This window comes from Streptomyces sp. NPDC098781 (genome assembly GCF_044759995.1).
Classification (GTDB): Bacteria; Actinomycetota; Actinomycetes; order Streptomycetales; family Streptomycetaceae; genus Streptomyces.
Genome location: NZ_JBIWAK010000005.1, coordinates 299450 through 311177, shown reverse-complemented (window position 1 = coordinate 311177; position 11728 = coordinate 299450). Strand labels below are relative to the sequence as shown.

General features: G+C 73.1%; 15 protein-coding genes. 8 read left to right on the top strand and 7 right to left on the bottom strand.

The features are described from left to right. Positions 1 to 206: 206 nt before the first annotated feature. The 3 genes from ACIQWG_RS22220 to ACIQWG_RS22210 all read right to left on the bottom strand — a co-directional run bounded on the left by ACIQWG_RS22220 (position 207) and on the right by ACIQWG_RS22210 (position 1826). Complete coding sequence (locus ACIQWG_RS22220) at positions 207 to 698, bottom strand: RNA polymerase sigma factor (protein WP_404098445.1); 492 nt, start codon at positions 696 to 698, stop codon at positions 207 to 209. Between the two features lie 94 nt (positions 699 to 792). Continuing rightward, positions 793 to 1440, bottom strand: a complete 648-nt coding sequence (locus ACIQWG_RS22215; RefSeq protein ID WP_404098443.1) for a class F sortase — start codon at positions 1438 to 1440, stop codon at positions 793 to 795. After that, a complete protein-coding gene (locus tag ACIQWG_RS22210) occupies positions 1437 to 1826 on the bottom strand; it encodes a sortase-dependent protein (RefSeq protein ID WP_404098440.1) in 390 nt (129 codons plus the stop codon). Before ACIQWG_RS22210 ends, ACIQWG_RS22215 begins: the two co-directional genes overlap by 4 nt. Positions 1827 to 2012: 186 nt before the next feature. Here ACIQWG_RS22210 and ACIQWG_RS22205 point away from each other — a divergent pair, with 186 nt between their 5' ends. Together ACIQWG_RS22205 and ACIQWG_RS22200 are read left to right on the top strand one after the other, a co-directional pair. Further along, a complete protein-coding gene (locus ACIQWG_RS22205; RefSeq protein WP_404098438.1) occupies positions 2013 to 2420 on the top strand; it encodes a DUF6153 family protein in 408 nt (135 codons plus the stop codon). A gap of 116 nt (positions 2421 to 2536) precedes the next feature. Next, positions 2537 to 3208: a DUF305 domain-containing protein gene (locus tag ACIQWG_RS22200; protein ID WP_404098435.1), complete on the top strand. Its 672-nt coding sequence runs from the start codon at positions 2537 to 2539 to the stop codon at positions 3206 to 3208. Positions 3209 to 3266: 58 nt separating this feature from the next. On the opposite strand, the gene ACIQWG_RS22195 is transcribed toward ACIQWG_RS22200, so the two are convergent. Continuing rightward, positions 3267 to 5222 (bottom strand): right-handed parallel beta-helix repeat-containing protein, encoded by a 1956-nt coding sequence (locus ACIQWG_RS22195; RefSeq protein WP_404098432.1) that lies wholly within the window; start codon positions 5220 to 5222, stop codon positions 3267 to 3269. A gap of 208 nt (positions 5223 to 5430) precedes the next feature. Between ACIQWG_RS22195 and ACIQWG_RS22190 the strand changes: the two genes are divergently transcribed. The 3 genes from ACIQWG_RS22190 (at position 5431) to ACIQWG_RS22180 (ending at position 6619) form a co-directional block, all read left to right on the top strand. After that, positions 5431 to 5886 (top strand): VOC family protein, encoded by a 456-nt coding sequence (locus ACIQWG_RS22190; RefSeq protein ID WP_404098429.1) that lies wholly within the window; start codon positions 5431 to 5433, stop codon positions 5884 to 5886. An 86-nt stretch (positions 5887 to 5972) separates the two neighbouring features. After that, positions 5973 to 6341: a DUF6479 family protein gene (locus ACIQWG_RS22185; RefSeq protein WP_404098426.1), complete on the top strand. Its 369-nt coding sequence runs from the start codon at positions 5973 to 5975 to the stop codon at positions 6339 to 6341. A gap of 89 nt (positions 6342 to 6430) precedes the next feature. Beyond that, positions 6431 to 6619, top strand: coding sequence for a hypothetical protein (locus ACIQWG_RS22180; protein WP_404098424.1), 189 nt, complete (start codon positions 6431 to 6433; stop codon positions 6617 to 6619). On the opposite strand, the gene ACIQWG_RS22175 is transcribed toward ACIQWG_RS22180, so the two are convergent. Next, on the bottom strand, positions 6579 to 7124 hold the full coding sequence (locus ACIQWG_RS22175; protein WP_404098421.1) for a hypothetical protein: 546 nt from the start codon (positions 7122 to 7124) through the stop codon (positions 6579 to 6581). The two genes, ACIQWG_RS22180 and ACIQWG_RS22175, sit on opposite strands and share 41 nt — an antisense overlap. 182 nt (positions 7125 to 7306) lie before the next feature. On the opposite strand from ACIQWG_RS22175, the gene ACIQWG_RS22170 reads away from it, so the two are divergent. Beyond that, positions 7307 to 7765, top strand: a complete 459-nt coding sequence (locus ACIQWG_RS22170) for a hypothetical protein (protein ID WP_404098418.1) — start codon at positions 7307 to 7309, stop codon at positions 7763 to 7765. Positions 7766 to 7837: 72 nt separating this feature from the next. After that, positions 7838 to 8191, top strand: coding sequence for a VOC family protein (locus tag ACIQWG_RS22165; RefSeq protein ID WP_404098415.1), 354 nt, complete (start codon positions 7838 to 7840; stop codon positions 8189 to 8191). A 28-nt stretch (positions 8192 to 8219) separates the two neighbouring features. Here the strand turns inward: ACIQWG_RS22165 and ACIQWG_RS22160 are convergent, their stop codons facing one another. After that, on the bottom strand, positions 8220 to 9029 hold the full coding sequence (locus ACIQWG_RS22160; protein WP_404098412.1) for a carboxypeptidase regulatory-like domain-containing protein: 810 nt from the start codon (positions 9027 to 9029) through the stop codon (positions 8220 to 8222). A gap of 223 nt (positions 9030 to 9252) precedes the next feature. On the opposite strand from ACIQWG_RS22160, the gene ACIQWG_RS22155 reads away from it, so the two are divergent. Further along, complete coding sequence (locus ACIQWG_RS22155) at positions 9253 to 9939, top strand: DUF4142 domain-containing protein (RefSeq protein WP_404098409.1); 687 nt, start codon at positions 9253 to 9255, stop codon at positions 9937 to 9939. Between the two features lie 5 nt (positions 9940 to 9944). On the opposite strand, the gene ACIQWG_RS22150 is transcribed toward ACIQWG_RS22155, so the two are convergent. After that, entirely contained in the window at positions 9945 to 11591 is a 1647-nt protein-coding gene (locus ACIQWG_RS22150; protein WP_404098406.1) for a glycoside hydrolase family 13 protein, read from the bottom strand. Between the last annotated feature and the right edge of the window lie 137 nt (positions 11592 to 11728).

Below are 11728 nucleotides of genomic sequence, written 5' to 3'. Positions count from 1 at the left end.
CCAAGTTGAGTTGCAGGGCGGCCAGTACGGCCACCGCGCAGGTCACCGCCGCCCCCGTCGCCGTACGCACCAGCCGTCGGCGGGACGCCCTGCGGCGGACGGTGTCGTAGTGGCCGGGGGGTGGGGCGAGGTGGTCCGTGGGCGGGCGGAGGATGATCGCCAGGGGGTCGTCGGGGGCGAGGTCCGGCGCGTCCGGGTCGTCGTCGTCAAAGCGTGTGGTCAAGGCTTCTCCTGAGGTGGACGCGGAGCAGTTCGCGGGCCGCGTGGAGGTCGGCCTTGACGGTTCCTTCCTTTCGTCCGGTCAGCGCGGACACCTCCCGGATCGGCATGTCAGCGTAGTAGTGCAGGAGAATCGGGGTCCGCAGGCGTTCGGGGAGGGACTGGACCAGGAGACGGACCGACGGATCCGACTGTTCCGTGTGCGCGTTGACCGCGGCCTCCGACTTCGCCCGGCGCATGGCCTTGCGCTCCCGCTCCAGTTTGCGCCAGTGGTCCCGGACCAGGTTCGCGGCGGTGACGTAGAGGAAGCCGCGCGGTTCCTCCACGCGGCTCCAGCGGGCCCACAGCCTGGTGAAGGCCTCGGAGGCGATCTCGTGCGCCGTCTCGTCGTCGTCGACGAGACGGCGGCACCAGCCGGCCAGGCGCGGGTACAGGGCGGCGAACAACTCGGACGCTGCCGTGTCTCGGGACCGTTTCAACGCTCTCCATGGTGAGGGCTCGTCGGGCTCATGAAGGAGGATGCCGGGCGGTCGGCTCGCGTTCCCTCGACCGGCCCGGACCCCACTCGACACGTCAGGGCGCCGCCCCGGCCAGGGTGGCGAAGACGATCACGTTGTCGCGGTACTCCTCACCCGTGCGCGGGCCCCCGCAGGTGATCAGGCGCAACTCCGGCCGGTCCACGTTCCCGTAGACCTCCTTCGCCGGGAAGTCGTCCTTGGCCACCGTCCGTACGGAGCTCACCGCGAACTCCGCCGATGTCCCGTCCTGCCTCCGCGCCACGATCCGGTCTCCCCGGCGCAACTCCCCGAGGCGGCGGAAGACCCCGTCCCCGTACGCGCCGACCGTCACATGGCCGAGGAGCACCGACGGGCCCACCTGACCCGGCGTGGGCGAGTGCCGGTACCAGCCCGCCCGGTCGTCGGCCGTGATCGGCGGCACTTCCACCGTGCCGTCCGCCGCCAGGCCGAGGTTCAGCACCGGGGTGTCCACGTCGATCGCCGGGATACGGAGCCGGACCGGGGCCGAACGGCCCAGCGCGCGCGCCGAGTTCGCCGTCGACGACGAGTCGGACGACGAGCCGGAGGTCTCCTCGGCGTCCTCCTGGCCCCTCGTGCGCCGGGAGTGCGCGCTCGCCGCGGGGTCCGCTCCCTGGCCGCCGCACGCCACGAGCAGCGAGGCGATCGCCGCCGTGCCGAACGCCCGCCTGGAGAGCGCCGTCATGCGCCGTTCGCCCTCCGACGCCGTACGACGAAGGTCGTCGCGCCCCCGGCGAGCAGCAGCGCCGCCGCGCCCCCGCCGATCAGACCACCCTGGCCGGAGCCGTCGCTCGACGTCGGCGTCACGCCGGTGTCGGGCGCTCCGGACGGGACTACGGAGACCTGGCCGCGGCCGGGCGCCCGGGTCGGCTCGGCCGGCGCCGGGGTGGAGGGGGCCGCGGAGGGAGGCTCGGTCGGCTCGGTCGACGGGGTCGGCGAGGCCGAGGCGGAGGAGTCGCGGGTCGGGCTGGGGGCCGGGGTCGGGGAGGCCGAGGTGGCGAGGGCCGGCGTGGCGCTCGCCAGGAGGGCGGTGCAGGTCAGGGCCAGGGCGCTGAGGGTTGTTCGGCGCATTGCGTCGCTCTCTTTCGTCTGTCCGCCGGTACGGGCGTACCGGGCGGGCCGGTGACGGGTCGAGCGGAGAGACGACGCGGGAGTGGGCCAGGTTGTAAAGAGATGGCAAAGTCACCGGAGGGGCCGAGGAGTTGACGGCCGCCTGGCCGATGAGTCGGTCCCGCCTCCCGTCCGTACGATGAGGGCGTGACCGCCCGTGCGCAGCATCACCGCGCGCCGCGGCCTCCGTTGACGGGGGTGTGGCGCACGTTTCTGCTGCTCGGGCTGCTCGCCGGACTGTTCGGGATGCACGCCCTCGGACCCGGCACCGTGGTCGCGGGCGCGTCCCACGCCGCCCACTCCGCCTCCCACACGTCGGCCATGACCGACGAATCCGTCTGTCACGGCACCGACTCCGGCGGCGGACACGCCCAGCACTCCGACCCCACCTGCGCCTCCGGCGCCGTCGCCGGCGCTCCCGCGCTGCCGGCGCCGTTGCCCGATCCGGCCGGCAGCGGCGTCGCGGGCGACCTCGACCCGCGCTCCCCGGTCACCGCGCCGGAAGGCGGGCGCGCGCCTCCCTCGCCGGCCGAACTACAGATCCTGCGGACCTAGGACAAGGCCGAGCCGTCCGCCTCCCCGCACCGCCGGGGGCGTACGGCACCCAGCCATGCCCGTGCCACGCCCTCCCGGGGGCGCGGCAGTTCACGTACACCGCAGGAGTTCTCAGCATGACCAGTACCCGCACCCGTGCCCGCGTCCGCCGGGCCGCCCTCGCCGCGACGGCCGGCACCGCCGTCCTCGTCCTCGCCGCGTGCGGCGGTGACGGCGGCTCGGACACCGCGGCCGACGCCCCCGCCTCGTCCTCAGCCGCCTCCGCCTCCGCCTCCGTGAGCGCCGACGCGCACAACGACCAGGACGTCTCCTTCGCGCAGGGCATGATCCCGCACCACCGGCAGGCCGTGGAGATGGCGGAGACGGCCGCCGGCCGGGCCTCCACCGCCGAGGTGAAGGACCTCGCCTCGCGCATCCGGCAGGCCCAGGCCCCGGAGATCCGGACCCTGTCGGGGTGGCTCAGGGCCTGGGGTGAGGACGTGCCGTCGGCCACCCCCGGCATGGACCACTCCGGCCACTCCGGCGGTGCCGGAACGGCCGGGATGATGGACGACGAGGACATGGACAGGCTGTCGGAGGCGTCCGGCAAGGCCTTCGACTCCCTGTTCCTCACCCTGATGGTCGAGCACCACGAGGGCGCGGTCGAGATGGCCCGCGCCGAGAAGGCCGAGGGGCGGTACGGCCCGGCGACGAAGCTCGCCGACGCCGTCATCACCGCCCAGACGGCCGAGATCGAGGAGATGGACAGGCTGCTCGGCAGAACCGACCGCGGACGTTCCGGCAGCTGACGCCCCGGCAGGCAGGTGGCGGCCCCACCCCCGTTCGCCGGGGCCGCCACCCACCGCCTCACCTCGGTCCCAGTCCCCAGCCCCGCCGGTACGGCTCCCGCGGCCCCGCCCGGTCCACGATCGCCGCGCAACCCGCGCGCGCCGCGCAGTCCCCCGCCGGGCCGGCCGCGGTGAGCAGCGTGTTGCCCCTGAACTCCAGGTTCTTGGGGTCCCCGCAGTCCGGTGCGGGCGGCCAGCCTCCGGGGTAGTCCCGGCGGGGCAGCCAGTCGGGCACGGTGTCGTCCCAGAAGTTGCCGTGGAAGCGGACGTTCTGGACCGGCCGGTCGCCCCAGTCCTCGCTGCAACCGCCGATCGAGGCCCGGTAGTCGTGAACGGCGTTGTCGCGCACGGTGATCCAGTTGCTGCTGTCGTCGGTGTAGATGCCGACGTTCCAGATGCCGTACGCGCTGTCCGTGACCGCGTTGCCGCTGACGAGCGCGCCATCGCCGTACGACGTGCCCTGCTCGCCGCGCAGGTAGATGCCGCCGCCGTCGGCCAGGAGCCGGTTGGTGGTGAACACCCGGTTGCCCACGATGCGGTTGCCGCTCATCAGGCCGCGTACGTCCTCGGCGGGGCCGGAGAGGATGCCGGTGTAGGGCAGGTGGTCGATCTGGTTGTGCGCGATGGTCGTCCGCCGGCTGCCGCCGTCCCAGATGCCGGAGGAGGCGTGGTGGTCCGCGCCGGTGTGGTGGATCCAGTTGTCGGTGACGCGGTTGTCCCGGCTCGTGCTCCTGGTGTCGGGCGGCAGGACGCCGAGGGCGACACCGCCGTCGGAGATGTCGGTGAAGACGTTGCCGGTAACGGTGTTGTGCGCGCTGTTCCCGGAGAACCGCAGGCCCTGGGCGCCGAGGTGGACGAACCGGTTGCCCTGGAAGGTGATGCGTTCGGCGGTGTGGAAGGCGACGTTCCCGGGCACGGTCAGCAGCCGCATGCCGTCGTCGCCCTTCCCCGGCCGCAGGTACATGCTCCACGCGGCGGCGAACCCGGCCGGCTCGCTCGGCCTCAGCCACCCGGCGTGCGCGAACGTCAGCCCCCGGAAGGCGATGTCGTGCACCGGCCGCCCCGCGCTGCCGGTCCCGCCCACCAGCGTCTGGAGCACCGGCGCCGTCACCTGCGCGCTCCGCATGTCCTCGCCCGCCCTGGGCCGGTAGAGCAGCTGGTGGTGCCCGGCGCGGGAGCGGTCGAGGTACCAACTCCCCTTCCGGTCCAGGAAGTCCGGTGAGTTCTCGACGTCGGACGGCAGCGCCAGCAGCTCCGGGCCGTACAGGGCGTGGGCCATCCGCCAGCAGGGCTGGTCCATGGTGATCGTCGATCCGGGTCCCGGCCCGCGCGAGACGTCCGCGATGCCGCAGCGGCCCTCCAGGTAGTCGAAGCGGAACCGCAGTTCCATGTCACGCGGGGCGTGCCAGCCGCGCGGGACGGCGCTGGTGGTGGTGAGGCCGGTGTCGGTCACTTTGAGCCTGCCGGGGATCCCGTCGCCCAGACTCGCCCGGCCGGCCCGCTTCCCCCCGACGTAGAGCTGACGCGTGTTCAGCGTCCCGACGTCCGTCCGCCACACGCCTCGCCGCCGCGGGTCGGGCCGCCAGCCTCCGATGTCCCGGCCGCCGCTGAGGGTCACCGGCTCCTGCCGGGCCGTCCCGTAGCCGTACGCCTGGTAGACCACCCGGTGTCCGCCGCGACGGGAGTCACCGGCGGCCCGCGACATCCGCAGGGGAGCGGTGAGCCGGTACGTCCCGCCGCGCAGGTTGACCACGATGTCCGAGGTCATCGAGGCCGTCCTGGCCCGCACGGCCTGCTGGGCGCGGGCCGGCGTCGCGAACGGACGCTCGGCCGTACCCGGCCACCGGTCGTTCCCCCAGGGCGCCACGTAGACCTGCTGCTCGGCCCCCGCCCGCCCGCTCGCCGCCGGCGCCGTGCCGGCCGCCAGCACCACCACGATCGCCGACACGACCGCCCCGACCCGCAGGTCCGCCATGTTCCCGCTCCTCCCGTTCGCCGGACGTGTCCATGGTCGAGCGGGGGCCCGGCGCCGAGCGTCGGCCGATGGTCGCTCGCGGTGCGTCTTTGGTCGCCGGTGTGGCCTACGGAGGTTGCGCCGCCCGCCCCCGGCCGGGGGCACCCTTGGGAATCAACGCGCCGTCCCCACCGGTTCACCCGGCACGACCGTCGAAGAGGAGTCCGTCATGTCCGGTACACCGAGCGAATCCCCCGCCCCCGTGCACGAGCTCCGTCTGGTGGTCACCGCGGCCGACTACGACGAGGCTCTGCGCTTCTACCGGGATGAGCTCGGCCTGCCCGAGCGGGCCGCGTTCGCCTCCCGCGACGGCCGGGTCACCATCCTCGAAGCGGGCCGGGCCACGCTGGAGCTGACCGATCCGAACCATGCGGAGTTCATCGACGAGGTGGAGGTCGGCCGACGCGTGGCCGGGCACATCAGGGTCGCCTTCCAGGTGGACGACTCCACGGCCACCACGGCGCGGCTGGCGGCGGCCGGCGCCGAGGTCGTCGCGGAGCCCACCCGCACTCCGTGGAACTCCCTGAACTCACGCCTCGAAGCCCCGGGCGCCCTCCAGCTGACGCTCTTCACGGAACTGGACACGGCGGAGGCGGCCGGATCCCCCGGCGAGGAACGCGCGTAGACCTGCTGCCACCTGCGGCCACCTCCGGCCACGGAATCGATCGTTCCTCCGGGAGCTTATTCGCCCGTTTCGGTGATAATTGGGGCATGGGTACGACAACGCTTGAACTAGCGGCCACGTCGAGCGAAGTACTCAACGTGATCGCCGCCTTCGTGGGTGGAATGATCGTCGCCGGCGCACTGGTCTGGGCGGTGCAGTTCGGCATGCGGGTCCGTGACCGGGAACTGCCACGGCCCACTCCGGACGAGCAGTCGCATCTGCCCGACACCGGGCCCGTCCGCGAGGAACGGGAGGTCAGGGAGCCCGACGAGGTCCCGCACGGCAACGGCCGGGAACGCCTCCTGCCACACGAATTGCACCCCGCGAGCAGCCGGCGCAGCGAGGACCAGCACCGCAAGCGCTGGCTGCCCGGCAAGAGCGGGTCCTTCGGCGGGGGCGGCATCGGGCACGCCTGAGCCGGGAAAAGCGGGCGACGGGGGTCACCGGCTGATGCCACCCTGTCCGGACGGACAGGGTGGCATCAGGGCGAGGGCTGGGGGGCGATGTGAGCCGACGACGTTTTGTGGCCAGGGGCGTGCCCGGCGGCTACCGCGTCTGGGACAACCACGGTCGCCGTTTCTGGGGCGACCACTACGAGCTGTGCCCCGACGACCTGCTCACCGAGCTGAACGGCCGCAAGGACCCGGCCCGGATCAGCGAACTGCTGAGGCGTTACCGCGCCCTGAAGCGCTAGCGGTGTCCGGTGCCAGGGCCAGCGCGAGGATCACGAAGAAGTCGATCCCGACCATGACCACGGACCAGACCGGCGTATACGGCAGGAACAGGAAGTGGGCGACCATGTTCAGGGACGCCAGGAAGATGCCGGTGATGCGGGCCCACCAGGCACCCTGGAGCACGCCGTAGCCGACGCCGACCGCGAGCACGCCGAGGACCAGCAGGATCCAGCCCCACGCCGTGAGGTTGGCCTCGAAGACGTACTCGCCGATGGTGGCGTAGACATCGTCGTCGGCGATGGCGCCGATGCCCTGGAAGATGGCCAGCAGCCCGCCCACCACCAGCAACACACCGGCGAAGAGAAGCGCGCCGGGGCCCCAGTCGGAGGTGGGGGCGGCGTCGGACGTGGTCTCGCGGGAGGACCAGGCCGCCTGGGACGGACCGGACCCGCCGGGCGCTCCGGGCGCCGGCGCCCCCGGAGGGCTGTGGGCGGCGTCGCTGGCATGCGGCTGCGGCTGGCTCATGGCCGTACCCCACTTCTCGCGGGTCGCGCGATCGGGTTCTGCGGTCGGTACGACGATGCGGCGGCCCGGGGTCGCCCACCACGGGGGGCGGGCCGATCGGGTGAGGCCGGAGTGCGGTCCCGGGCGTTCCGCATTTCACTGAGGGCACCGGATCGCACCCTCTGGAGTCCCCTGGAGTCGCCATGCCCGGTCCCCGCACCCGAGGGACGACGACCGCCGCCCTCCTGGCCGCCGCGGCCCTGGCCGTCCCCGCCCTGACCGCGTGCTCGGACGACGACACGCCCACCTCGGTGGCGAGCAAGGCGGCGTCGGCCTACGCCACGGCGACGGCGGAGCCCGGACGCCGACTGGACGACATCACGGGCGGCGTCGACGTCAAGGGCTCGGTGAGCGTGGGCAAGGCGACGACCGACTCCGGCGGCCGTGCCTCGGCGGAGGTCACGGCGCGGAACACGACCGGCTCGACGCGGTCCTTCGCCGTGCAGGTCGACTTCAAGGACGACAGCGGCAACCTTCTGGACGCCACGGTGGTGACCTTGTCGGACGTGGCGGGGGGCGAGTCGGGCAAGGGCACCGCGCGCAGCACCCGCGATCTGAGCGGGGACGTGCGGGCCGAGGTGGCGCGGGCGGTGCGCTACTGACCGGGCACTGAGTCCGCCGGACGAAGCCGCCCTAACGCGCCGCCCGGACGGCCGTCCTGGCACGATGGCCACATGGAACGTGTGCTGGGAATCGGTGGTTACTTCATGCGGGCTGCCGATCCGGCGGCCCTGAGCGCCTGGTACCGCGACTGCCTGGGTCTGGACGCCGACGAGAACGGCCTGTGGGGCCAGGAGGCCGGGCCCACGGTGTTCGCGACGTTCGAGTCGGAGACCGAGTACTTCGGGTCCCGCGCCCAGCGGACCATGCTCAACTTCCGGGTGCGCGACCTGGACGCGATGCTCGGGCAACTGCGGGCCCGGGGCGCGGACGTGGCCGAGGAGACGCAGGACATGGACGGGGTCGGCCGGTTCGGCTGGGTCACCGACCCCGAGGGCAATCGGATCGAGCTGTGGCAGCCGGCCTGACCGCGTCCGGCCCCCCGGCCGAGGTTCCCTAGCCCGGGAGCCGGCCGCCCCCGCCGTTCGACACCGTGTCCTTCTGCGCCGCCCCGGCCCCGGACACCATGATGTCGATCTGCTCGCTCAGCGCGCTGACGCCGTTCAGCGTGGCAGTCGCCTGGAGGCGGCCCGTACCGGTGGGCAGCGCGAAGCCCGGTACGCAGGACCAGGCGCCGTCCGGTGCGGCGGTGGCCGCGCAGACCTCCTGCTCCAGCGCGTCCCGCACCGTGACCTGGGCGCCCGGGTAGGCCGTCCCCGAGGCCCGCGGAGTCGCGCCCAGCGGCACGCCCGACGCGGGGCCGGACAGGGTCGGCGCGGGCAGGCCGACCGTGACGGAGCAGGTGCCGCGCTGCCGTACGGTGCCCTTCGCGTCCCGCAGGACGAGCGTGCAGTCGGGCAGCCGGGTCCCGGGCTCGGCGTCCGGGGCGAGCGACAGGACGAAGGGGAACGCGAGGTCCTTCCACCCCGCGGCGGACGCGCCGCCGAAGGTGTACGTCCCGCTGCCCCCGCCCCGCACCACCGCCCCCCGGTACCCGAGCCCGGCGTACGGCGCACCCGTCACCCGGGTCCTGGCCGGGGCCGACAACGTCAGGACCGATCCCGCCCCGAGGGCCTCGGCGCCGAAGCCCCTGACCTCGACGACGCCGGACCGTCCGGGCTCGATGGTCGCGACCGCCCACAGGCCGTCGCCGCCCGCGCCGGCCGGGGCTCCGGTGCCGTGCGCCGTCCCCGGCACGGCGATCACACCGGCGGCGGCGAGCGAGGCGAGAAACGCTGACTTCCGGGATCTGCGGGACCTGCTCATCGTTGGCGGAGCTCCTCACACACGCGGCGGGCACCCCCACCGGCGATTGTTCCGACCGCTCCCGCCGCCGACACCCGTGTTCGGCCGTACGGACCAAGGGAGGGCAGCACGGGCATCGCTTTACGGACCCTGTACCAACCCAAGAGGTCCCGCACCCCCGGGTTCTCCGTAACTCCCTGCGTACGACCACGATCCCGGCCCGGCAGGAGGCAGCACGGTGGGCATGACGCGGCACGCAACCGGAACTCTCTTCGTGGGCGGCGCCCTGAGTCTCACCCTCGCCGCCCTGGCCTGTCCGTCGGTGCTCGGCTTCAGCACCGTCTCCCAAGCGCAGGACCGGGTCATCGCGCAGACCTCGACGGGACCGCTGACGGAGGCCGACCGTGACTTCGTGGTGAAGGTGCGGGCGGCCGGGCTGTGGGAGTACCCGGTGGGGAAGATGGCCCTGCGCAAGGGCACGACCGACGCGGTGCGCACGGCCGGGCGGCATCTGGTCCTCGGGCATGCCGCGCTGGACGCCACCTGCCGCAGGATCGCCGTACGGCTGAACATCACCCTGCCCGACCGGCCCAGCCCCCAGCAGCAGGGCTTCGTCGCGACGCTGGACGCGGACACCGGCAGGCAGTTCGACAGCGACATGGCGAACGTCCTGCGCACCACGCACGGCCAGATCTTCGGCACGATCGCGAAGATCCGGGCCACCACCGAGAACTCCCTGGTCCGGCAGCTGGCCGAGCAGGCCAACGACACCGTCCTGGACCACATCACGGTGATGGAGAAGACGGGGCTGGTCGACTTCGACCAGGTCCTCTTCCAGGAGACGACTCCGCCGAAGCTCCCGGCCGAGGACCTGACCCCGCCCCCTCCCACGGCGGGCGAACCGCAGGTCTCCCTCACCCCCGTGAGGTGACCCGGTTACGTCAGCCAGGCCGTCGTGTCCGGGGCCAGCCTGCCGTCCTCCAGTGGCGAGCTGGTGATCAGCACCTCCCCCGGCGGCAACTCCACCGCCCTGTCCGACAGGTTGGCCACGCACCGCCACCCGTTGGTGCGGGCGAAGTGCAGGACGCCGGGCGGGCTGTCCGGCGCCCAGTCCAGTGCCTCGCCCTCCAGCAACTTGTGGCGCAGGCGCAGGGCGCTGCGGTAGAGCTCCAGGGTCGAGCCCGCCACACCGTCCTGGGCCTCGACTGCGTACGCCGCGAAAGCCGACGGCTGCGGCAGCCAGGAACCGCCCGCGCCGAAGCCGTACGACGGACCGGTCGTCGTCCACGGCAGTGGCACCCGGCAGCCGTCGCGGCCCTTGCGCACCCGGCCCGTCTGCTCCCAGATCGGGTCCTGGAGCACCTCGAAGGGCAGGTCGGCGACCTCGGGCAGACCGAGCTCCTCGCCTTGGTAGACGTACGACGAGCCGGGCAGCGCCAGCATCAGCAGGGTCGCGGCGCGGGCGCGGCGCAGGCCCGCGGACTCGTCGACGGCCGGCGCGTGGCCGCCGGACAGCAGCCAGGCGTTGTCGTCGGTGCCGGGCGGGAGCATCAGGCGGGAGGTGTGGCGTACGACGTCGTGGTTGGACAGCACCCAGGTGGCGGAGGCGCCTGCCGCGCGGGCCGTGGCGAGCGAGTCGGTGATGACCTGCCGCAGCTCCTCGGCGTCCCAACCCGTCTGTAGGTACTCGAAGTTGAAGGCCTGGCCCAGTTCGTCGGGGCGGGCGTACAGGGCGCGCCGGTCGCTCGGGTTCACCCAGGCCTCGGCGACGGCCATGCGGGGCGGGGCGTAGGCGTCGAGGATCTTGCGCCAGTCGCGGTAGATCTCGTGGACCTCGTCGCGGTCGTAGAAGGGGTGGTCGCCGGGCGGGAAGTCCGGCAGGGAGGCCTCACCGCTCAGTTCGGGGGCGCCGAGGTCGCGCAGCGGTTCGCTCAGGTCCTTGGCCAGGGCGTGGGCGACGTCGACGCGGAAGCCGTCGACACCGCGGTCGGACCAGAACCGCAGGGTGGTCCGGAAGTCGGTGCGGACCTCGTCGTTCTCCCAGTTCAGGTCGGGTTGCTGGGGGGTGAAGAGATGGAGGTACCACTGGCCGTCGGGGACCCGTTTCCAGGCGCTGCCGCCGAAGACGGACTGCCAGTCGGAGGGCGGGAGTTCGCCGTGCGGGCCGCGGCCGTCGCGGAAGACATAGCGGTCGCGGGCGGCGGAGCCGGGGCCGGAGCGCAGCGCCTCCTGGAACCAGACGTGCTGGTGGGAGGTGTGGTTGGGGACCAGGTCGACGATCACCTTCAGGCCGAGGCGGTGGGCCTCGGCGACCATGGCGTCGAAGTCGTCGAGGGTGCCCAGGCGCGGGTCGACGTCGCGGTAGTCGGCGACGTCGTAGCCGCCGTCGGCCAGCTCGGAGGGGTAGAAGGGGCTGAGCCACAGGGCGTCCACACCGAGGGCGGCGAGGTGGTTCAGGCGCTGGACGACGCCCTTGAGGTCGCCGAGTCCGTCGCCGTCGGCGTCGGCGAAACTGCGGGGGTAGACCTGATAGATGACGGCCTGGCGCCACCAGTCGGGGTTGCTGGAGGAGAGGTCGGGCACGCGGGCTCCTCGAGGTTCGTACGGACGACAGTGAGAACTCTGTCCACTTGGTCGGAAAAGTGAACCCCACGAAGAGCGGAGTAGATCGTTCCCCGCGTGACGGAATTGTGATTGCCTCTTGAACTTCCGTTGCGTTT

Excerpts from the sequence above, each read along its gene's own strand:
- ACIQWG_RS22215 (WP_404098443.1), bottom strand. The coding sequence starts at position 1,440 with ATGACGGCGCTCTCCAGGCGGGCGTTCGGCACGGCGGCGATCGCCTCG.
- ACIQWG_RS22210 (WP_404098440.1), bottom strand. The coding sequence starts at position 1,826 with ATGCGCCGAACAACCCTCAGCGCCCTGGCCCTGACCTGCACCGCCCTC.
- ACIQWG_RS22200 (WP_404098435.1), top strand. The coding sequence starts at position 2,537 with ATGACCAGTACCCGCACCCGTGCCCGCGTCCGCCGGGCCGCCCTCGCC.
- ACIQWG_RS22195 (WP_404098432.1), bottom strand. The coding sequence starts at position 5,222 with ATGGCGGACCTGCGGGTCGGGGCGGTCGTGTCGGCGATCGTGGTGGTG.
- ACIQWG_RS22190 (WP_404098429.1), top strand. The coding sequence starts at position 5,431 with ATGTCCGGTACACCGAGCGAATCCCCCGCCCCCGTGCACGAGCTCCGT.
- ACIQWG_RS22185 (WP_404098426.1), top strand. The coding sequence starts at position 5,973 with ATGGGTACGACAACGCTTGAACTAGCGGCCACGTCGAGCGAAGTACTC.
- ACIQWG_RS22175 (WP_404098421.1), bottom strand. The coding sequence starts at position 7,124 with ATGAGCCAGCCGCAGCCGCATGCCAGCGACGCCGCCCACAGCCCTCCG.
- ACIQWG_RS22170 (WP_404098418.1), top strand. The coding sequence starts at position 7,307 with ATGCCCGGTCCCCGCACCCGAGGGACGACGACCGCCGCCCTCCTGGCC.
- ACIQWG_RS22165 (WP_404098415.1), top strand. The coding sequence starts at position 7,838 with ATGGAACGTGTGCTGGGAATCGGTGGTTACTTCATGCGGGCTGCCGAT.
- ACIQWG_RS22160 (WP_404098412.1), bottom strand. The coding sequence starts at position 9,029 with ATGAGCAGGTCCCGCAGATCCCGGAAGTCAGCGTTTCTCGCCTCGCTC.
- ACIQWG_RS22155 (WP_404098409.1), top strand. The coding sequence starts at position 9,253 with ATGACGCGGCACGCAACCGGAACTCTCTTCGTGGGCGGCGCCCTGAGT.